Raw genomic sequence first — 19831 nt, forward strand, 5'->3', positions numbered from 1 at the left:
CGGCGCGTCGCCCGAGCGGGCGCCCGACGACAGGCTCGCTCGGAGATACGATCCCAGGGGGCCTGTGCCCCGCACCCCCTCCGGGGGGTAGTCGGCCAGGACCGGCCGCGCGTACGCGTTGGCCCCGCGTCAGCGCCGCTTCCGCGGATCGCCCCGGAGGATGGGGTACGCCATCAGGAGGCTCAGCCACACCACAATGAACTTCGGATCGGCCAGCGTCTCGAACGGGATCTCGAAGCGCTCGCTCGTGGACTCCACCTTGCGCTGCTGCGCCTGCGCCGCCGCGGGGCCCACGACCGCGGGCAACCGCCTCCTGCCGCCCTCGATGCTCGCGCCGCCGGCCGCGGGCAGATTCGGCAGCAGGGCGCCCTCGGCCGCCAGCGCCTGCTCCTCGGGCGTCCGCCGCGTCACGAGATCCGGATCGATGATCACCGCCGCCGGCGCGATCTCCTCGGGACGCTCGGCGCCGGGCTCGTCGCGACGCTCGGCGTCGGAACGCTCCCCGGTCGCGATCCGCCCGTCCCCCTCCGGCTCCTCCGGGCGGTCCAGCGGGGCGTAGCGCGGTGCGATCTCGCCCCGCTTCCGGTCGCGGAGCTCGACCGTCACGCGGGTCGGGATGTACAGGCGCCGCACCTCCTCGACCGTGACCACGGTGGCCTCGGCCGACCCCCCGGCGAGCTCGGGCACCTTCGCGCGCGCGGCGTCGATCTCCGCCTGCTCCGCGTCCATCGCGGCCCTGCAGCTCGGGAGGGACGGGTCGAAGTCGAGGCCGACGGCGCTGCTGTCCCCCCTTCTCTGCTCGGGGCTCGCCGTGCACTCCTGGAGCACGCGCTCCGCGACGGCGTCGTCCTCCCGGTGCAGGAGCCCGAGCGCGATCTCCTTGCGATCGTCGATGGTGTTCGCGACCTCCGGCCGGGCGACGAAGCGGTAGCGCACGCGGAGCGCGACGTTGCGCCGCCCCGACGCCGTATCGACGACGGTCACGGCCTCCTTGACGAGGTTGTCCATGGTCGCGCCCTGGACCTCGCGCCGGCTCACCATCACCCGGGACCGCCGCAGCCCCGTGAACACCGAGCGCGTCTGCGCCCGCACGCGCTCGAGGATCTTGAAATCGCTCGTCTCGGCCGGGACGTAGATGTAGCCGTCGAACTCCATCCGGGCGGGCGGACGCTTCACGTTCTCGTTGCCCGCCGTCTTGCCCCGATCGCCACACCCCGCGAGCGCCACTACCCCGACGAACGGGATAACGCGGAACACTGCACGGAGAAGTACTACCACAACGGATCTCCCCGACGGCGAGGGTGCAATCTCGGTGAATCTAGCGCTGCCGCCCTTCTGAAGAAACCCTTACCCTCCGGAAAAGCCGAGCGAGGATGCGGGGATCGCGGTGCCGCGACCTGAACGTCAGGACCCGGCGCGCAGCTCCCGACCTCGGGTCAGGTCTCGACCTGTGACCCCGTGAGCCCCCACCTCGGCAGCGAGCGCCATCGCCGGTGAGCCCCGCTGCGTGAGCCGCCTCGCGAGCGCGCGCCGTGGAGGGGGGAGCGCCGAGCAACGCGACGCCCCGCGGCGTGGTCCGCATGTCGCTCCGCAGCGCGCCAGGGGATTGCCCTTTCGAAAATCGGATCCATTTGGTCGCCGAGATGAACACGGAAAGCCAGAACCCCGAAACCAGCGGTGCCACGCCCTCTGCCGAGCCCACGGGCGCGGCTCCGGGCCCCCAGCCGCCCGCGTCGACCGCGTCCGAGGAGGCCACGGCGGCCGGCGCGGTCGAGCTCCCCTTCCAGGCCGAGGTGCAGCAGGTCCTCGCGCTGGTCATCAACTCGCTCTACGCGAACCAGGAGGTCTTCCTGCGCGAGCTCATCTCGAACGCGTCGGACGCCCTCGACAAGGGCCGCTTCCTGGCCCTCACGCGCGAAGGCGTCGCCGAGCAGGCCGGCGAGCCCGCGATCCTCATCACGCTCGACGACGACGCCCGGACCCTCACCATCGAGGACAACGGCATCGGGATGACCCGCGACGAGGTGGTGGAGAACCTCGGCACCATCGCCCGCTCGGGGTCCCTGGAGTTCCTGAAGGCCAACGCCGAGGCCGCGAAGCAGAAGAAGGACGGCGGCAAGCTCCAGCTCATCGGCCAGTTCGGCGTCGGCTTCTACGCCGCGTTCATGGTCGCCTCGCGCGTCGACGTGCAGACCCGCTCGATGCTGCCGGGCGCCGAGCCCGTGCTGTGGCGCTCGTCCGGCGCGGGCTCCTTCACCGTGGCCCCCGGCGACCGCGAGCACCCCGGCACGAAGATCGTCCTCCACCTCAAGGAGGACGCGCGCGAGTACGCGAAGGCCTGGCGGGTCAAGGAGATCATCCGCAAGTACTCCGACTTCGTTCATTTCCCCATCAAGGTGAACGACGAGGTCGCGAACCGCTCGGCCGCCCTCTGGACGCTGCCCAAGTCGCAGATCACCGAGGAGCAGCACGCGGAGTTCTTCCGGCACGTGACCGGCGGCTACGAGGGCGACAAGCCGCTGCTCACGGTGCACCTGTCGATCGACGCGCCCGTGCAGTTCCACGCCCTGCTCTACGTGCCCGAGAAGGCGCCGGCGGACATGTTCCACAAGGACCGCAGGGCGATGCGCCTCTACGCGAAGCGGGTCCTCATCGTCGAGGAGTGCGACAAGCTCACGCCGATGTACCTGCGCTTCCTGCGCGGCGTCGTCGACTCCGAGGACCTCTCGCTGAACGTCTCGCGCGAGATGCTCCAGGAGAACCGCACGCTCTCCCAGATCGAGCAGCAGATCGTCAAGCAGGTGCTCAAGTCGCTGAAGGACCTCTCCGAGTCGGATCCCGAGCGCTACACGACCTTCTGGAAGGAGTTCGGCCGGGTCATCAAGGAAGGGGCCACCAGCGACTGGAAGAACAAGGACGCGATCGCCGAGCTCTGCCGGTTCGAGTCGATGAACACGGAGGACGGCAAGTTCATCTCGCTCCGCGACTACGTGGAGAAGATGCCGGAGGGGCAGAAGGAGATCTACTACGTGACGGGGCTCGGCCGCCGCGCGGTGGAGCAGAGCCCGCACCTCGAGGCGTTCCGGAAGCGCGGCTACGACGTGCTCTTCCTCGTGGATCCGGTCGACGAGTGGCTGGTGAAGGCGCTGAACGAGTTCGACAAGCGCCGCCTCAAGAGCGTGACGCACGGCGACGTCGACCTCGGCGGCGAGCCGGAGAAGAAGGACCAGCCGGAGGAGTCCGTCGACGCGGCCGTGGCGGCGGTCAAGGCGGCGCTGGGCGACCGCGTGAAGGACGTGCGCGTCTCGCGGCGCCTGACCGACAGCGCGAGCTGCCTCGTCGCCGCCGAGGGCGACCCAGGGGCGAACCTCGAGCGGATCATGAAGCTCATCGACCAGAACACCGAGGAATCCAAGCGGATCCTGGAGCTCAACCCGGGCCACCCGGTCGTGAAGAACCTCAACATCCTGGCAGGGCGCGAGCCCGGCTCGGAGCGGGTGCAGCAGTGGTCCGAGCTCCTCCTCGACCAGGCCCTCCTCGTCGAGGGCGTGGTGCAGGAGCCGGCGAAGCTCGTCCGGCGCATCCAGGACCTCCTCGCGCAGGTGAGCACGGCGGCGGTCAGCAGCAACTCCTGAATCGGCGAGCGGGCTGAAGCGAAAGCCGCCAGGACGCCACGAACGCCAAGGGGAGCAATTCTCTTGGCGTTCTTGCTTCCGGGCTCCGGCGCCCTCTCGGTTTCTTGGCCCGGATCGGGCGCCCGGGGTACGCGCGGGTGGCATCGGACGAGGTCGCCACGATGTCCCGCTTCGCAACTCCCGCGCTCAGCCGTCGGACCTTCCTCCATGCGCTCGGCGCGGCGGGGGGCGCGGTGGCCGCGTCCGCGCTCCTCGGGCCGGCGCCGGCGCTCGCCAGGGGGGCCTCGAAGGTGAAGCGCGTCGAGGCCTCGGACATCGGCGTGACGCTGAAGCTCGAGCTGTCGCACGCGCCGTTCCCCTGCGACGGGGCCCCGTACAGGGACGCGACGGTGCTGGTCTTCGTGCCGGCCCACTACCGCGCGCCGGAGAGCGGTGAGCTCGACCTCGTGATGCACTTCCACGGTCACGTCACGACCGCGGAGCGGGCCATCGCGGCGCACAAACTCCGCGAGCAGCTCCACGAGAGCAAGCAGAACGCGGTGCTCGTCGTGCCGCAGGGCGCGGTGAACGCCGCCGAGTCGCCCCCGGGCCAGCTGGGGCAGCCGGGCGGCCTCCGGCGGCTGTGCGGAGAGCTCGCGGCGGTGCTCGCGAGCCCGGCGGCGCGGCGGGCGCTCGGCGACTGCGCCGTCCCGAGGCAGGCGAAGCTCGGGATGCTCTGCCTGTCGGCGCACTCGGGCGGGTACCGCGTCGCGGCCGCGTGCCTCCGCCACGGCGGCTGCGAGGTGAACGAGGTGTACCTGTTCGACGCGCTGTACGGGGAGGTCGACGCGTTCCGCGACTGGGTGCTCGCCCGGAAGGACAGGGCGGGGCGGGACAGGCACAAGCTCATCAGCCACTTCGTCGCGGGCGACGTGCGGCGGCTCAACCTCGAGCTCGAGCGCGCGCTCGAGGCCAAGGGCGTCGCCTGCCTGCACGAGCGCCGCCCGGGCGAGCTCTCGCGCAAGCAGCTCCTGAACGGCCGCGCCATCTTCATCGAGACCGCGCTCGCGCACAGCGCGGTGACCTTCCAGCAGAACGCGTTCCGCGATTGCCTGTTCGCGTCGGGCCTCCGCCGCCAGCTCCGATCCAGCTGGTTCAAGAGGAAGAACGAGCCGCGCCAGATCGACGTGCGCCCCCCGTCCTGAGGCGACCCGCCGCGCCGCGCCGGCGCGGGCGTCAGCGCCGGGCGCGGCGGCGGGCGTCAGTGCCGGAGCGAGACGTCGGCCAGCGCGAGGCGCGCGTCGTTGATGTACGCGCTGTCCGGGAAGCGGCGAATGAACGACCGCAGCGTCGTCTTCGCGTCGTTCCAGGCCTGGATGTCGAGGAGGCACTCGGCGAGGAGGAAGGTCGCGTCATCCATGACCTCGCGGTCGGGCGACGCCTCGGAGAGCGTCATGAGCAGCGGGATCGCGTCGCGCTGCCGGTTCAGCCTGCGGTAGGCGCGCGCCAGGTTGAGGCGGGCCGACGGGGTGTGCGACGCGGTCTCCTTCTGGCGGATCGCGTCCTCGAAGGCGACCGCGGCCTCGTGCCAGCGGCCCGTCCGCATGTGATCGAGGCCCGTCTGGTACGATTTGATCGAGAGCTCCGAGCGCGCCTTGTCGACCGCGTCCGTGAAGAAGGCGAGCTCGGCCCGGGTGAGCGGCGCCTTGCGCAGCGCCTCGAACCCCTCGAGCACCTCCTGCCGCCGCTCGGCGCGGATGAGCTCGTAGAAGGCCGCGGCGTCGCTCTCGGCCTTGGCGCGCGCGTCGTTCCGCTGCTGCATCTCCTTGAGATCCGCCTCGTGCTTCGCGATGCGGTCCCGGGCGCCCTTCGTCTCGGCCTGGACGGCGTCGACGCGCGCGTCCCAGGCGAGCTTGACCACGCCGATCACCACGATCACGAAGAGCAGGTTCGCGCTCGCGCTGTTCCAGAAGGCGCGCCGCTCGTACGCCATCTGGCGCTTGGAGATGCTCTTCAGGTCCGCCGCGAGGGCGTTCGTGAGGTTGTTCGTCTTGATGATGAGCCCACGGGACTCCACGATCTCACGCTTGATCTCCCGGAGCTCGTCGTCGAAGTCGTGCATTTTCAGGTCCTGAAACCGCGCGCTGTGCAGGGGGCCACGCTCGTGCTAAGGGGGCCGCGACGCGGACCCCTCAGCCGCGCCCCGGAGGCCGCGGACGCGGGCTCCCGGGCCGCGCCAGGGGCCGATGACGCGGATCCCCGGCCTCGCCGACAGGCCGCCCTTACGCTACCAGGAAGCTCTGCCCATGGACACAAGCGACATCCGAAAAGGCCTCAAGATGATGGTCGACGGCCAGCCCTACTCGGTCATCGACTTCCAGTTCGTCAAGCCGGGAAAGGGGCAGGCGTTCACCCGCGTCAAGATCCGGAACATGGCGACGGGCGCGGTGCTCGAGCGCACGTACAAATCGGGCGAGAAGCTTGAGCCGGCGGACGTGGAGGAGCGCAGCCTCCAGTACATCTATCCCGAGGGCACCGACTTCGTGTTCATGGACCCGGCGACCGGCGAGCAGCTCACGGTCCCCGGCGAGAAGATCGGCGAGGATTCGCAGTGGCTGAGCGACGGGATGTCAATCGATGTGACCCTGTTCAACGGGCAGCCGATCGGCGTCAGCATGCCCCCGCACGTGGTGCTCCAGATCGTGACCAGCGAGCCGGGCGTGAAGGGCGACACGGCGAGCGGCGCCACAAAGCCCGCCACGGTGTCGACCGGCGCGACCGTGAACGTCCCGCTCTTCGTGAAGGAGGGCGAGTGGATCAAGATCGACACGACCGACGGCAAGTACCTGGAGCGCGTCAACAAGGGCTGACCCTCGGCTGACCCCCGGGGCCACGGCCGCGGGGGTCACTTCGCCTCGAAGATCACCGCGGCCGCGCCGGCGACGCACGCGACGCGGGCGCCTCCGTTGGCCGGCGCGCACGCGGTCGCCTGCGCGAGGTCGCCGCCCGACCAGAGGCGCGCGGCGCCGCCGGCCGTCGCCACGAGGAACCCGCCGGCGGCGGGGACGGCGAGCGTGGTGCCGTCCGGCGACCGCGCCGCGCCCTGCGGGGCGGGCGTGGTGAGCGGGAACGAGAGCGCGGACGAGGCCGGCGCGGCCGCGCGCAGGTCGATCGAGACCAGCGCGGCGCCGAGGGCGATGTCGAAGCCGCCCTCGGACGCGGCGAGCGGGGAGTACGGCAGCCGCTCGGTCCCGGCGCAGCGCTCGGGCGAGGCCGCGCCCGCCCGGGCGCGGGGCCCCTGGCCGCGGAGCAGCGGGAGGGGGACCTCCATCTCGCCGACGGCATCGGGCGAGCTGCGGAAGAGCGCGAGCAGCGTGGGCGCGTCGCAGCGCCGCTCGACGGCGACGAGCTCCGCGGGCCCGGCGCGGACGGCGGTGGGCCAGGGGGGGATGTCCGTCGCGGACTCGGTGGACGCCGCGGGGTCGACGCGGACGACGCCCTGCGCGGTCCGGACGAGCAGGGCGCCGCTCGCCTCGAACGCGAGCGGGCCGAAGGCGCCGGGCCGGGTCGGCTGCGGGGCGGCGGCGGTGCGGTACACGGCGCTGGGGGTCACCGGCGGCGCGAGCTTCGCGAGGAGCTTGCCTTCCTCCTTGGTGCGGGGCTCGGCGCCGCCGCGGTCGAGCGCCGCGACGGCCGCGAGCGGCGCGCCTCGCGTCGAGGCCGCGACCGCCTCGGCGTGGTCGATCGCCGCCGCGAGCCCCGGCTCGCCGCAGCGCACCGGGCCGGCGCCCGTCCAGACGCGGGCCTCGCCGGCGCGCGCGGCGTCGCGGCCGGCGATCGCGCCGCCGCCGCCCGCGGCGTCCGCGCAGAGGAGCGCGTGGAGCCGGCGCAGCCGCTGGGCGGAGGCGGCCACGGCCGGCGCGGTGGACTTGCCGCGCGCGTCGCGGAGCAGGGAGGCGGCGAGGGCGCGCAGCGTCTCGCCGGGCTGCGCCGCGTCGCGCGACAGGCCGGCGGGGCGATCGAGGAAGACGAGCGGGGCGCGCAGCTCGGAGGCGGCGCCCGCCGGGGCGGGGAACGGGCGCAGCGCGCCTTCGATTCCGACGGAGACGACGAGGTCGTCGCGGCCGTCCGCGTCGCGGTCGGCGACCTCGAGGGCGGCGGAGAGCGCTTCCGCCGGCGGCGGCGCGCGGAGGCGGAGCTCCAGGGCGAGCTCCGGCGGCGCGCCCGCGCCCGCGGCGGGCCCGGGGAGGCGGATCACGGCGATCCAGCGCGCGGCGCCCGCGCCGGCGGCGCGCTGCGGATCGGCGCACTGCGGCGCGAAATCGAGGGCGAGCGTCGAGGGGCCGATCTGGCTGAGGCCGACGCGCGGGGTGCACCCCTGCGCGGCGAGATCGCCGGGGAGCGCGGTGAGCGTGCGCAGCGCCTGGGGCCGCGCGGCGGGCGCGAACAGGAGCTCGCCGCGCAGGCCGTCGGGCGCCCGCGTCCAGGCGACGAGATCGCGCGCGCCGTCCCCGTCGAGGTCGAGGAGGAGGCCGGTCTCGAAGGTGCGCCCGGTCGGCGCGGCGACCACGGCGCCGCCGTCGAGCGGCCACCGCTTGCCGCCCTCGGGCGCCGGGACGCTCGGCACGGCCGCGAACCGGGGCGGGGCGGCGGCGTCGGGCGCGCCGGCGTCGGGCGCGCCGGCGTCGGCATCGGGGCCCGGGTCCGGGGCGCCGGGGCCGACGCCGCTCGGCGGGGGCGGGGCGCCGGAGGGCGCCGCCGAGCCGAGCGTGTAGGGCGTGTAAGGCTTGGAGCTCGGGCAGCCGTCGCAGCCGGTCGCGGCGAGGAGCGGGAGCAGGGCGCGGAGGAGCTTCGAGCAGGATCGATCGGGCATTGCGGGCGGACCCGCCGGATCAGCGGCGTGCGGCGGGCGGCGCAGGCGTAGCACGGGCGGCGCGCGGGCGGCGTGGAGCCGGCGCGCCCCGGGGCCGGATGGCGCCGGCGCGCGTTTCGGAGTAGCTTGATCGAGGGCAGATGCGCGGGCCGAAACCTCCCAGGGCCATCGAAGGCGAAGACTATTACCTCGAGGGAGGCCGGGTGGTGTTCACAGAGGCGTATCACCTGAAGCGGGGATACTGCTGTAACTCGAAATGCCGTCATTGCCCTTACCGTGAGAGCGCGCCGACGGAATCGATAACCGTCATGGCACCTCGCGTGAAACTTCTCTGAAGCAGGGGCAGCGCTCGGGCGCCCGCGGCGGAGCGCGGCGTTCCGCCGTCAGCATGAGGCGACATGGCGGTCTCTGTTGCGCGGCTCGCACGTGCCGCCGGTCCGCGGCGATCTCCGCGCCACACATCGTCGCGCTGTCGATGACGTTGGAGGCTCGCGCTCGCGATGGAATGCCGGTTGATCCGGATTGTGCGGAGCGTCTAGCCTTTCGCGTCCCACACTCGCGCAGGAGTTCCTATGCGTCGCAGTCTTCGCCCTCTGCTCTACTGCCTCTTGCTCTCGGCGCCCGTCGGTTGCAACGCCGCGCCGGACGACAACGCGCCGCCGCCGGCGGTCGACCCGGAGCCGACGGTCGAGGACACGGATGAGGATGGCATCAGCGACGCGGAGGAGGGGCGCGACGAGGCCGTGGACACGGACGACGACGGCGTGCCGGATTTCGAGGACACCGACTCCGACGACGACGGCGTGTCCGATGCGGTCGAGGGCGCCATCCCGCGAGGGCAAACCGGGCGGCCTGACAGCGACAGCGACGGCGTGCCCGATTTTCGCGACGAGGACTCCGACAACAACGGTCGTCCCGACGGAGAGGACGGCGAGGACGACCTCGACGGCGACGGCAGGGCCGATTACGCGGACCTCGACGATGACGGCGACGGCCTCTTCGACAAGGACGAGCTGGGAGCGGACCCGCTCGACCCGGTGAACTCCGACGACGACCGGTGGCCTGACTTCCGCGACACCGACTCCGATAATGACGGCATCCTGGATCGGTTCGAGCGGGATCTCGACGCCGATGGCGACGGGATCCCGGCGTTCCGAGATCTCGACTCGGACAATGACTGTCGGCCCGATTCGGTCGAGCGGGGCGGGGGCGAGCGCGAGCATCCGCCCATCGACAGCGACAACGACGGCGGGGCCGATTTCGTCGATCTGGACAGCGACAACGACGGCCTCCTCGACCAGCTCGAGGACGTCGACTGCGACGGCGTGCTCGACCCGGGCGAGTCCAGCGTCGCGAGCGAGGACACGGACGAGGACGGCGTGAGCGACCTCATCGAGCAGTCCGCCGGCACGAACCCGAACGACGACATGGATAACCCGCGGGCCAACGGGGACTTCGTGTTCGTCGTGCCCTATCGGGCCGATCCGGATCCGGCGCAGGACACGCTCGACTTCTCGACCAACATCTCGCAGGCCGACGTGGTGTTCGCGATGGATACCACCAGCTCGATGGGCGGTGTGATCGCGAAGTTGAAAGAGAGGCTCCAGGAGATCATCGCGCAGCTCACCCGGGAGATCCCGAGCATCGGCTTCGGGGTGACTCACTACAGGGACTTTCCGACCAGTCCGTACGGGGCCACCACCGATCGGCCGTTCTATCTGCAGCACCGGGTGATGAGCGTCATCACGCCGGAAGGGCGGGAATCGGTGCAGGACGCGGTGAACTCCCTCTCGGCCGCGGGGGGCGCCGATATTCCGGAGAGCGGCTGGGAGGCTCTCTATCAGATCGCCACCGGGGCGGGCACGCACGCGGGAGGCGCCAACGTGCCTGCGTTCAATCCGGCGACCGCGCCGCCGAGCGCGATCCCGGCGGGCGAGTCGGTCGGAGTCCTCGGCGGTGTGGGCTTCCGCGCCGGGTCGCTGCCCATCGTGGTGATGATCTCCGACGCGCCGAGCCACAACGGGAGGACGCCGGAGTACAGCTACTCGTCGACGCACTCGTCGCCGGACTACACGCAGGCGCTGAACGAGTTGACCGGCCTGGGCGGCCGCTTCATCGGCATGGTGACGACCTCCGACGAGAGCGCGGCGAAGGCCGACTTCACGGCCGGCGCGCTGGCGACGGGCTCGGTGGTCCCGCCGACGGTGTGGGGGGCAGAGGGCATACGCCCGCCGCGGTGCGCGGTCGACCAGTGCTGCACCGGCGAGGACGGGAAGGGCGTGGCGGCCGCCAACGGCAAGTGCCCGCTCGTGTTCCAGGTCGCCAGCAGCGGCGCCGGCCTGAACCTGGCTGTCGTGCAGGCGATCAAGGTGCTCACGACCTACGTCACGCTCGACATCTCGGCGGCGGCGGAGGACGACCAGACCGACACGGTCGACGCCGTGAGCGCGTTCGTCGACAGGATCATCGCGAACAACATGGCTCCGGAGCCCTGCACCTCCGGGCTCAGGGTCGTGGACAGGAACCGCGACAGCGTCGCGGACACCTACGCCAACGTCTTCCCGGGGCCGACGGTCTGCTTCGACGTGATCCCGAAGATCAACGTCTCGGTGCCCCCGACGACCGAGCCGCAGGTGTTCACGGCGAAGATCGTCGTCACCGGCGACGGCGTGACCACGCTGAGCACCCGCAAGGTCTTCTTCCTCGTTCCGCCGGAGATCCCGGAGCCCCCCATCCAGTGACGAGCGGCCGGCGCTCGCCGGCACGCGCCCGGAGCCGCCGAGGGGTCGCCCTGGCGGCCCTCTCGAGGCCGTTCGGGGCCCGCTTCTGGTACACAACGGGCATGGTCGACGGCTCGGTCAGCGGGGGTGCCCGGGCGCCCGGGGAGACCCGCGGCGCGGCGCTCTGGGAGCTCGCGCGGCTCTTCTTCCGGCTGGGCGCCACGGCCTTCGGCGGCCCCGCGGCCCACGTCGCGATGATGGAGGACGAGGTGGTCCGCCGGCGCGGCTGGATGACGCGCGAGGATTTCCTCGATCTCTACGGTGTGACGAACCTGATCCCGGGACCCAGCTCGACCGAGCTCGCGATCCACATCGGGCACCGCCGCGCCGGCTGGGCGGGGCTGCTCGTGGCCGGGGCGTGCTTCATTGTCCCGGCGACGCTCATCACGCTCGGGTTCGCGTGGGGCTATGTCCGGTTCGGCGCCGTGCCGGAGATGTCGGCGCTCCTCTACGGGGTGAAGCCGGTGATCATCGCGGTGGTGGTCCAGGCGCTCTGGGGGCTCGGCCGCGCCGGCTTGCGCTCGAAGCGCTCGATGGGCCTCGCGGCGCTCTGCGCTGGCGCGAACCTGCTCGGCGTCCACGAGCTCGCGGTCCTGGCCGGCGCCGGCGCGCTCGCGGTGGCGCACCGGCTCGCGGCCGGGCGTCCTGCGGGCCCGTCTCCCGGCGTGGCGGCCTTCGCCGTCCCGCTCGTCGGGGGCGCCGCGACGGCCGCGGCCGCGGGCGTTCCGTTCGGGCTCCTGCCGCTGTTCCTGTTCTTTCTCAAGGTCGGCTCGGTCCTCTTCGGGAGCGGCTACGTGCTCCTCGCGTTCCTCCGCGCGGACCTCGTCGAGCGATACGGGTGGATGACCGAGGCGCAGCTGCTCGACGCCGTGGCGGTCGGCCAGGTGACGCCCGGTCCCGTCTTCACGACGGCGACGTTCATCGGATATCTCCTGGGCCGCGTCCCGGGCGCTCTGGTCGCCACGGTGGGCATCTTCCTTCCGGCGTTCTTCTTCGTCGCGCTGAGCGGCCCGCTGATCCCCCGCCTCCGCCGTTCGGCCGTGGCCTCGGCCTTCCTTGACGGCGTGAACGCGGCGTCGCTCGCGCTGATGGCGGTCGTCTCCTACCGCCTCGCCCGCGCGGCCGTTGTCGACTGGCTCACCGGCGCCCTGGCCCTCGTCGCGGCGCTCCTCCTCGTCCGTTACCGCGTGAGCTCGCTCTGGCTCATCGTGGCCGGCGCGGCCCTCGGCGTCCTCTCCGTTCATCTCTAGAGCGACCCGCCGGCTCGAATAGGCGTCCAGCCAGCGCGAGCGGGGCCGCGCGGCCGGGCAGCGTCAGCTGCTCATGCGGCCGATCAGCTCTCGCGTGATGTTCTTTTGATGGGACTCGAGCGTACCGCCGCCGATCTCGAGCAGCTTCGCGTCTCGGAAGAACCGCTCCACCTTGTACTCGGTGCAGTAGCCCCAGCCGCCGAGCACCTGCATGGCGTTGTCGGCCACCTCCTTGCCCACCGGCGCCGCGAAGAGCTTCGCCGCGTCCGTCCCGAGGCGGTTTCTCCGGTCGGGGCTGACGCCGCGGGCCACCGAGTAGATGAGGGCGCGCGCCGCCTCGGTCTTGGCGTAGCTCTCCGCGATGTAGCGCTGGATCTGCCCGTGCTCGGCGATGGGCTTGCCAAAGCTCCTCCGCTCTCCTGCGTACTGGATCATGATGTCCATGCAGCGATCCGCGATTCCGAGGCTCATGGCGGCCAGGGTGAGGCGCTCCAGCTCCAGGTTCCTCATCATGTTGCGGATCCCGCCCCCCTCCTGGCCCAGGACGTTCCGGGCGGGCACCACGCAGTCATCGAAGATGAGCTCGCTCATCGTGCTGGCGCGCATTCCCATCTTCGGCGTCTTCTCGTCCGTCGAGAACCCGGGGAACCCGCGCTCCACCACGAAGGTCGTGACCCTGCCCTCGATGGTCGCGTAGACAAGGAAGATCCGGGCTTCGGGGGCGTTCGTGATGAGCGCCTTGCGCCCTTTCAGGATGAACCGATCCCCATCGCGCCGGGCGAACGTCTTCATGCCGAGCACGTCTGTCCCGCTCGTGGGCTCGGTCATGCCCATCGCGCCGATCCACTCGCCCGAGAGCACCTTCGGCAGGTACCGCGCGCGCTGCTCGTCGTTGCCGGCGTGGAAGAGGTTGTTCACGAACAGCATCGCGTGGGCGAGATACGCGAGCGTGAACCCGGGGTCGCTCTTTGCGAGCTCGTGGTGGACGATCACGGCGGCGACCGCGTCCATGCCCGCGCCCCCGTGCTCCGAGGGCACCGTCACGCCGAGCAGGCCGAGCTCGCCCAGCCGCTGCATCAGGGGGATGTTGAGGGTCGCGCTCCGGTCGTGCTCGTCGGCCTGCGGCTCGACGACCTCACGGGCGAAATCCCGCACCATTTGCCGCAGCATCCGGTGCTCTTCCGTCGGGTTTTCCAGATCGCTTTCCATGGCGGAGGATGACGCGCTCATCACCGCCGAACGTAGCACGTGGAAGCGCGCACCCGCGACGGCGTGGCACGCGATTCGCTTCATCCCTGGACGAACCCTCTCGAAAGGGGCCGAATGAAACACTGGACCGATGGGGTGCTCTGGGGCGTGGCCCTAGTGTCGCTGCTGATCTGGCTGCTCGCCGTGCTCGCCGTGCGGCCCATGAACGACTGGATCCACGTGCTCCTGGTGATCTCGGCCTCGTTCGCCGTGACCGGCTTGCTCCGGCAGATGCCCGCGCGGCCGCGGCGCTGAGCCGGCGGGCGCCGCCGGCGGCGACTCCATCTCTGTCGCGGTCGGCGTCGGCCCGTCCTGGCAGCAGCGGACGCCGGTCGAGTAATCGAGGTAGCTCCTCGGGTGGGCCGTGATGAGCGCCTCGCAGCCCGACCGGGTCGAGCGCGCGTAGAAGCCGCCGGCGAACGCGCCGCCCGGCTCGTCCACCCACTCATCGAGGTTGCCCACGAGATCGTAGACCGCGTCGCTGCCCCAGCGGCTCCTGCACCGGGGGCTCCCGCCCGTCTCGCGCAGCAGGGGCTCTCGGGCGCTGCGCACGCGGTTCAGCCGGGGGTCGAGGTGGCCGATCGACGCGTTGCCGTGGAGCAGGGAGGCGGGGTGCGCTGGCCGGAAGACATTGCACGCGCCCTCCTCGAACGTGTCGCCGTACGGGTACAGGGTGTCGTCCTCGCCGCGGCACGCCGTGACGAACTCCTCGACCGAGCAGAGCCGCTTGCCCGCGGCGGCGCAGGAGCTCTCGGCGACGAGGCCGGTCGCGTAGCCGCTCGGCCGCGCCCCGGACCGGGAGCGGGCCAGGGCGGCGATCGTCCGGCCGCGCTGCCAGCCGGGGAGCAGCGGCAGCGGGAAGGCGCGGGCGTGGACGTCGCCGATCCGCCGCCGGCCGGTCGACCACTCGGCGAGCGTGAGCTCGAGGAGGTTCGGGGTCGACGGGTAGTCGGGCGAGAGCGCCTGTCCCGTGGCGCCGTCGACGAGCATCGCCTCGAAGCGATCGATGCAGAAGCGGCCGCCCTCGATGGCGACCATGTCGGCGGGGCACGCGGGCGCGGCCGGCAGCGCGGGGGCGGGCGCCTCTGTCGGCTCTCCCGCGGCCGGGCGCAGCGCCGCGACCGCGCTCTCGGGCAGCGCGGGGCGCGCGACGCCCGCCTCGGCCTGCGCGTCGAGGCCGCTCACCGCGCTCCCGAACCACCGCAGGCCGCCGTCGGCGGCCCAGACGACGTCGCCCACCACGCAGGCGCCGGGGGCCGCGAGCTCCGGCACGGTCACGAAGGCGCCCGGCGAAGGCGCCGGGACCGCGCGCCGCGCCGGCTGCCCGTCGACGCAGAGCGCGCCGGTGTCGTCCTCCGGCCACGGCTGCGACGCGAGCTCCGCGCCGTCGTCGTCCAGCCAGACCACGTGGCGCCGGGCCGCGTCGCTGAGCAGCGCGCCCCCCTCGGGCAGGGCGACGAGCCGCACCGCGAGGTCGCCCTCGGCGAGCGGCAGCGACGTCTCGCGCGCCGCGCCGGGCCGGCCGAGCGCGTCGATCGAGAGCGCCACGACCCTGCGTGGGTCGCCGGCGCTCACGCCGGCGACGATGGCTCCGCCGCCCCGGCGCTCGCACGCGTCGAACCCCGCGCGCACCGGCGACGCGATCGCGACGGCGGGCGCCGCGGGGCGTGCCGCGGCGGCGTGGGGCGCCGCGGGGCGTGCCGCGGCGGCGTGGGGCGGCGCGGGGCGTGCCGCGGCGGCGTGGGGCGCCGCCGGCGCGAGCGCGCCCGGCCCGGCGAGCGCGCCCGAGGCGTCGATGCCGGTGATCTGGAGCCGGTCGCCGAGCACCTCGAGGAAGAGCCCCCGCTCGCGCCCGCCGACGAGCGCCGTGCCGCCCTCGTGGGCGCGCCCCCGCAGCGCGGGCACCACGAAGGGCTCGGGCACGAGCCGCACGACGTCGGTCCTCGCGAGCCACCAGGACGCTCCGATGCGCGCGGCGCGCCGCCTGTCGGCGGGGCGCTCCGGCTCGTCGAGCGGCGTGCCCGGCGCGCCCCCCGACGGCGCGGCGCCGATTCCGTCCGGCGCCGCCGCCGCCGAGATCGACCCGCGCGGGTCGAGCCGGTGGAGCTGCCCGGCGGCGAAGGCGAGCCCCTCGCCGTCGGTCGCGAGCGCGCCCCACGCGATGCGCGCGCGCCGCGCCGGGAACGGGTCCGGCTCGCGGCGCGGCTGCCCGTCGGCGCGCGACGCCGAGGAGAGCTCGCCGGAGGTCGTCTGGAAGTAGGCGCGATCTCCCGCCCACGCGGCGAGCCCCGGGTCGTACGCCGGCTGCCCTGTGGCGCGCCGGGCGCCGCTCGCGGCGATGCGCGCGAGCGCGTCGATCTCGGCCGGCGCGAGCGGGGTCGCGTCGGCGAGGCGCGCCGGATCCACGGCGCAGACCGCCCTGGGCGCGGCGCCGGCGGGGAGCCGCTGGAGCGAGGGCGCGACGCGCGTCGCCTGGCAGGCCCCGTTGCGGCCGGTGACGTCGACGACCACGGCGCCCGCGCTCGCGGTCACGAGGCGCGGATCCAGGTGGCCGCGCAGCGTGCCGTAGTCGAGATCCCCCTCGGCCACGACGGCGCGCCGGCGCGGGTCGAGCTTGCCGTCCTCTCCGAGCGACGCGAAGGCGATCTGCGCGCTCCCGAGCCATGACGTGCTCGTCTTCTTCGTGCTCGCCGCGTAGTAGAGCAGATCGATCGCGCCCGGCCTCCCGCCGGCGTCGATGAGCCCCATGCCGTCGAGCGGCGGCCGGAACCGGAGCCCGGTGGGCGACGACGTGGTCGCGATCCCGCCGGCCGGCGAGATCCAGCGGACCCGCACCTCGACCTCGGGCAGCGGGTCCGGCCGCTTCGGCCGGGGCGCGGGGCGCGGGGCCTTCTTGGGCCGGCCTTCGCGCTCTCGATCCGCGCCGCGCTTCTTCTTCGCGACCGCCGCGCCGCGCGCGCCGGTCGCCTTTTCGGGTCGGCTCGCCGCGGGCGTCTTGCGGGCCGGCGCCTTGCGGGCGGTCTTGGCCGGGGCGGGGCGCTGGCGCGCCTTCGCGGTGCCCCTGTCGCGCTTCGCGGCATCGGCGACCTCGAGCTCGAGCAGCGCGACGCGCTCGCCCACGGCCGCCGCCGCGTGCGCGCGGGCCCTCGCGCACGAGCGGGACGCGGCCGAGGTCTCGCCGGGGAGGAACGTCGTCACGCAGATCTCGCCGTCCTGCGAGGTGAGCAGCGTGGTGCTCCCGCCGGGCGAGGAGAGGGCGCCGGCGAGGTCCTCGTCGACGAGCGGGAGCGGCGGCCCGAGCTCGCCGGTCGCGGCGTCGAGGCGCCTGACCCAGCCGGACCGGTCCGACGACGCCTTCGAGAGCAGCAGCACCGAGCGGCCGTCGAGCGACGGCTCGATGAGGAACGGGAGCGGCTCGACCTCGGGCGCGCCGAGCGGCGTGCGGCCGGGGGGAGCCGCGCTCGGCAGGAGGGTGGTCGCGGCGGCGCCTGTCGCGGGCGCGCTTTCCGGGGCCGGGCTGCTGCCGGGCGCGTGCACCGCGGCGCTGGTCTGTGCGGGCGAGTCCCGCAGAGCGCCGCCGGAGCACGCCCCCGCGCCGCAGGCGAGCGGCACGAGCAGGGCAGGGATCACGGATCGGGGGGAGAGGGGGGATCGGGGACGTCGCATCCTTCGCACGCTCGGCCTCTCTCGCGGCGCGGCCGCTCGGGGCGGCGGCCGAGCCTAGAGGTGAGCAGGCAGAAACCCGAGGAAAATCATAACGGGAGGCGCGGAATCGGGGAGGAACGACGACGATCTCGCTGTCTCGACGCCGCGGCCGGGCGTGGGGGGACGCCGGCCGGCGTGCGGCGGGGCGTGGGGGGACGCCGGCCGGCGTGCGGCGGGGCGTGGGGGGACGCCGGCCGGCGTGCGGCGGGGCGTGGGGGGACGCCGGCCGGCGTGCAGCGGGGCGTGGGGGGACGCCGGCCGGCGTGCGGCGGGGCGTGGGGGGACGCCGGCCGGCGTGCGGCGGGGCGTGGGGGGACGCCGGCCGGCGTGCGGCGGCGGGTCGTGGGGTCATTTGAACCTGAAGGCGGGAAGGCGGGAAGAAAATCATCAATGATCTTCCCGCCTTCATGTGACATCTCTCCGGGCAAATGCCCCCACCACCCGGCGGCGCGTCGAAAGCGTGCTGCCGCCTTGCCGGGTCATTGCGAGCTTGGTAACCGGATCTTATGGGAAAAGCCGCATTTCTCGCCCGCCGGCTCACGCCGAGCGGGTGCATCATTGCAGGTACCAAGCTCGCCGCTCACCGGGAGGCCTTGAAATCGAAGAAGCTCAAGCTCGCTGCCAAGGTCGACGCAGCGGTCCAGTTCGTCATTGTGTCCACCGAGGCCCTCGAGGCGCTCGGGAGTATCGACGCCACGATGGTGGAGATCGATCGCGGCACCGACCGGTGCATCGGAGCGTTCAACAGCCAGCTCGCCAGCGTCGAGCGCGCGTTCGATCATACCGACATCCTGCCGCTGACGGATGACGAGGCGGCGCGCCGTCGCGATGCGCTGCTGGTGCGCTCCGAGGTGCTGTCGTCGGGCACCGACTTCATCCGCCTCGTCTACTCCCAGCAGTGGGTGCGCATGAGCGCGATGATCAAGGCGCTCGACGGCAAGGACGTGAAGGCCGCGGTCGAGCGCCTCGGCCTCTCGGCCGAGGTAGGCCGCCTGCAGCGCTGGACGGAGCTGTACGGCAAGAAGCTCGGCGTCACCGAGGCGAAGGCCGCGGATCCGGCCGTCAAGGCGATCGAGGCGTGGCACGAGGCCTACGGCACGCTCCTGATCCGGGTCCATGCCGAGTACGACGACGACAAGGACGAGACTCACGCGCTCCTCCGCGACCGGCTGCTCTCGCCGTACGAGGACGCGGCGGAAGAAGAGCGGCGCGCCGAACAGCGGGCCCGCGCCGCCAGCGCGAGGAAGAAGACCGAGGCCGAGCCTGAGCCGATCGGATAGCGCTGCTCCTCGCATGCCCGCCGGCAGGCGACCGGGCCTCCCATTCATCGCGCGAGGACGCCGCCGTTCGCCGGTCACCTCGCAACACCGCCACAGTCCCGATCTCAGGTGACATCTCTCTCAGGTTCGGGGGAGATGTCGGCGGTAAACCTCGTGTATTCCTTTTCGGCTCCGGCGCACGAGTTCGTAACAATCCGGGGGACCTTTCCGGAAATAGTATGGATGGCGACGGATGACGGAGGAGGAAGTTCCGCTCATGTCCGGCCCGCTCCTCATCCGCAACCGGATCCGGAGGATGAAACGCGCCGCGCTGTCGCTCGCCGCGTCGCTCTTCCTGGCGGCGCCCGTGGCGCTCGCGCAGGTCGCGCCGCGCGGCGCGCGCCTGTCCTACACGCGGGGGCCTGACACCGAGGGGTGCCCCGAGGAGCCGAGCCTCCGGGGGATCGTCGCGAGCCAGCTCGTTCGACAACGAAGAAGCGATCGAAGAAGAAGAAGAAGGAGCGCGCCGCGCCGACCATTCTGGCGGAGACGAGCGGTGTGCCGAGCGCCGCGCGCTCCGAGGTGCCACCCCAAGGGTCGCGAGCCGCCGCGACGAGCCTCGGCGACGGCGTGGTGCCGCCCGTGTTCGCCCGTATCGACTGGGCGTCGCTTCTGAAACGCGTCTACTTGGAAGATGTGCTCGCGTGTCCATGCGGCGGGCGCCGGCGTGTGATCGGCGACATCACGCAGCAGGAGCACGGAGCGACGGGATGCCACGCGAGGGCCAACGTGTGCCCGCGTGGTCCGGTTCGTGCGCGAGGGGGCGGGGAGCGCCGCCGGGGCGGTCCCTCGACGCGGGTGCGGAGGTCGCCGGCGGGCGGGTGGCGGCGCGGGATGGGCCTTGCTCGTCCTAGCCGCCGAAATCCGTCGTATCGGGGCTCGCTCGCTCCTGCCGCTGACCGGGGTTGAAGTTACCCATGCATCCAGGGCGCCGCCCTCACGCCACGGCCTGCGGGGCCCGGGCGCGCGCCAGGACATGCCGGGAGAGCGCGGCCGGCGAGGGGTCGCCGGTCTGGCAAGGAGATCGACCTCGCCTCGTGGT

Annotated in this window: 12 protein-coding genes; 7 read left to right on the forward strand and 5 right to left on the reverse strand. The window is 73.0% G+C overall.

Going from position 1 to position 19831, the window contains the following annotated elements; genetic code table 11:
* Window positions 1-129 precede the first annotated feature (129 nt).
* Complete coding sequence (locus WMF17_RS45460) at window positions 130-1257, reverse strand: hypothetical protein (protein WP_437599789.1); 1128 nt, start codon at window positions 1255-1257, stop codon at window positions 130-132.
* Window positions 1258-1643: 386 nt separating this feature from the next.
* On the opposite strand from WMF17_RS45460, the gene htpG reads away from it, so the two are divergent.
* Together htpG and WMF17_RS45470 are read left to right on the forward strand one after the other, a co-directional pair.
* Entirely contained in the window at window positions 1644-3635 is a 1992-nt protein-coding gene (gene htpG / locus WMF17_RS45465; protein WP_437599790.1) for a molecular chaperone HtpG, read from the forward strand.
* 161 nt (window positions 3636-3796) lie between these two features.
* Window positions 3797-4819, forward strand: a complete 1023-nt coding sequence (locus tag WMF17_RS45470) for a twin-arginine translocation signal domain-containing protein (protein ID WP_437647166.1) — start codon at window positions 3797-3799, stop codon at window positions 4817-4819.
* 56 nt (window positions 4820-4875) lie between these two features.
* Here WMF17_RS45470 and WMF17_RS45475 read toward each other — a convergent pair whose 3' ends face one another.
* Window positions 4876-5736 (reverse strand): tetratricopeptide repeat protein, encoded by an 861-nt coding sequence (locus tag WMF17_RS45475; protein ID WP_437599792.1) that lies wholly within the window; start codon window positions 5734-5736, stop codon window positions 4876-4878.
* Window positions 5737-5920: 184 nt separating this feature from the next.
* Here WMF17_RS45475 and efp point away from each other — a divergent pair, with 184 nt between their 5' ends.
* Entirely contained in the window at window positions 5921-6484 is a 564-nt protein-coding gene (efp, locus tag WMF17_RS45480) for an elongation factor P (RefSeq protein WP_437599793.1), read from the forward strand.
* 35 nt (window positions 6485-6519) lie between these two features.
* Here the strand turns inward: efp and WMF17_RS45485 are convergent, their stop codons facing one another.
* Window positions 6520-8487: a hypothetical protein gene (locus WMF17_RS45485; RefSeq protein WP_437647168.1), complete on the reverse strand. Its 1968-nt coding sequence runs from the start codon at window positions 8485-8487 to the stop codon at window positions 6520-6522.
* Between the two features lie 140 nt (window positions 8488-8627).
* On the opposite strand from WMF17_RS45485, the gene WMF17_RS45490 reads away from it, so the two are divergent.
* The 3 genes from WMF17_RS45490 to chrA all read left to right on the forward strand — a co-directional run bounded on the left by WMF17_RS45490 (window position 8628) and on the right by chrA (window position 12517).
* Window positions 8628-8822: a DUF5522 domain-containing protein gene (locus WMF17_RS45490; RefSeq protein ID WP_437599796.1), complete on the forward strand. Its 195-nt coding sequence runs from the start codon at window positions 8628-8630 to the stop codon at window positions 8820-8822.
* 237 nt (window positions 8823-9059) lie between these two features.
* Window positions 9060-11228 (forward strand): VWA domain-containing protein, encoded by a 2169-nt coding sequence (locus WMF17_RS45495; RefSeq protein WP_437647170.1) that lies wholly within the window; start codon window positions 9060-9062, stop codon window positions 11226-11228.
* A 101-nt stretch (window positions 11229-11329) separates the two neighbouring features.
* The gene (chrA, locus tag WMF17_RS45500) at window positions 11330-12517 is read left to right on the forward strand and encodes a chromate efflux transporter (protein WP_437599798.1); all 1188 of its coding nucleotides are present in this window, start codon (window positions 11330-11332) and stop codon (window positions 12515-12517) included.
* A gap of 63 nt (window positions 12518-12580) precedes the next feature.
* Here the strand turns inward: chrA and WMF17_RS45505 are convergent, their stop codons facing one another.
* Both WMF17_RS45505 and WMF17_RS45510 read right to left on the reverse strand, forming a co-directional pair.
* Window positions 12581-13726, reverse strand: coding sequence for an acyl-CoA dehydrogenase family protein (locus WMF17_RS45505; RefSeq protein WP_437604380.1), 1146 nt, complete (start codon window positions 13724-13726; stop codon window positions 12581-12583).
* Window positions 13727-13879: 153 nt separating this feature from the next.
* Window positions 13880-17395, reverse strand: coding sequence for a hypothetical protein (locus WMF17_RS45510; protein WP_437647171.1), 3516 nt, complete (start codon window positions 17393-17395; stop codon window positions 13880-13882).
* Window positions 17396-17976: 581 nt separating this feature from the next.
* Here WMF17_RS45510 and WMF17_RS45515 point away from each other — a divergent pair.
* Window positions 17977-18750: a phosphoenolpyruvate--protein phosphotransferase gene (locus tag WMF17_RS45515; RefSeq protein WP_437599801.1), complete on the forward strand. Its 774-nt coding sequence runs from the start codon at window positions 17977-17979 to the stop codon at window positions 18748-18750.
* Window positions 18751-19831 lie beyond the last annotated feature (1081 nt).

Origin of the sequence: Sorangium sp. So ce362, assembly GCF_051519845.1 — a bacterium.
Taxonomy (GTDB): Bacteria; Myxococcota_A; Polyangia; order Polyangiales; family Polyangiaceae; genus Sorangium.

Bases quoted from the DNA above. Each gene is read 5' to 3' on its own strand.
- WMF17_RS45485 (WP_437647168.1), bottom strand. From the start codon at position 8,487: ATGCCCGATCGATCCTGCTCGAAGCTCCTCCGCGCCCTGCTCCCGCTC.
- efp (WP_437599793.1), top strand. From the start codon at position 5,921: ATGGACACAAGCGACATCCGAAAAGGCCTCAAGATGATGGTCGACGGC.
- WMF17_RS45505 (WP_437604380.1), bottom strand. From the start codon at position 13,726: ATGGAAAGCGATCTGGAAAACCCGACGGAAGAGCACCGGATGCTGCGG.
- WMF17_RS45470 (WP_437647166.1), top strand. From the start codon at position 3,797: ATGTCCCGCTTCGCAACTCCCGCGCTCAGCCGTCGGACCTTCCTCCAT.
- WMF17_RS45515 (WP_437599801.1), top strand. From the start codon at position 17,977: ATGGGAAAAGCCGCATTTCTCGCCCGCCGGCTCACGCCGAGCGGGTGC.
- WMF17_RS45495 (WP_437647170.1), top strand. From the start codon at position 9,060: ATGCGTCGCAGTCTTCGCCCTCTGCTCTACTGCCTCTTGCTCTCGGCG.
- chrA (WP_437599798.1), top strand. From the start codon at position 11,330: ATGGTCGACGGCTCGGTCAGCGGGGGTGCCCGGGCGCCCGGGGAGACC.
- WMF17_RS45490 (WP_437599796.1), top strand. From the start codon at position 8,628: ATGCGCGGGCCGAAACCTCCCAGGGCCATCGAAGGCGAAGACTATTAC.
- htpG (WP_437599790.1), top strand. From the start codon at position 1,644: ATGAACACGGAAAGCCAGAACCCCGAAACCAGCGGTGCCACGCCCTCT.
- WMF17_RS45475 (WP_437599792.1), bottom strand. From the start codon at position 5,736: ATGCACGACTTCGACGACGAGCTCCGGGAGATCAAGCGTGAGATCGTG.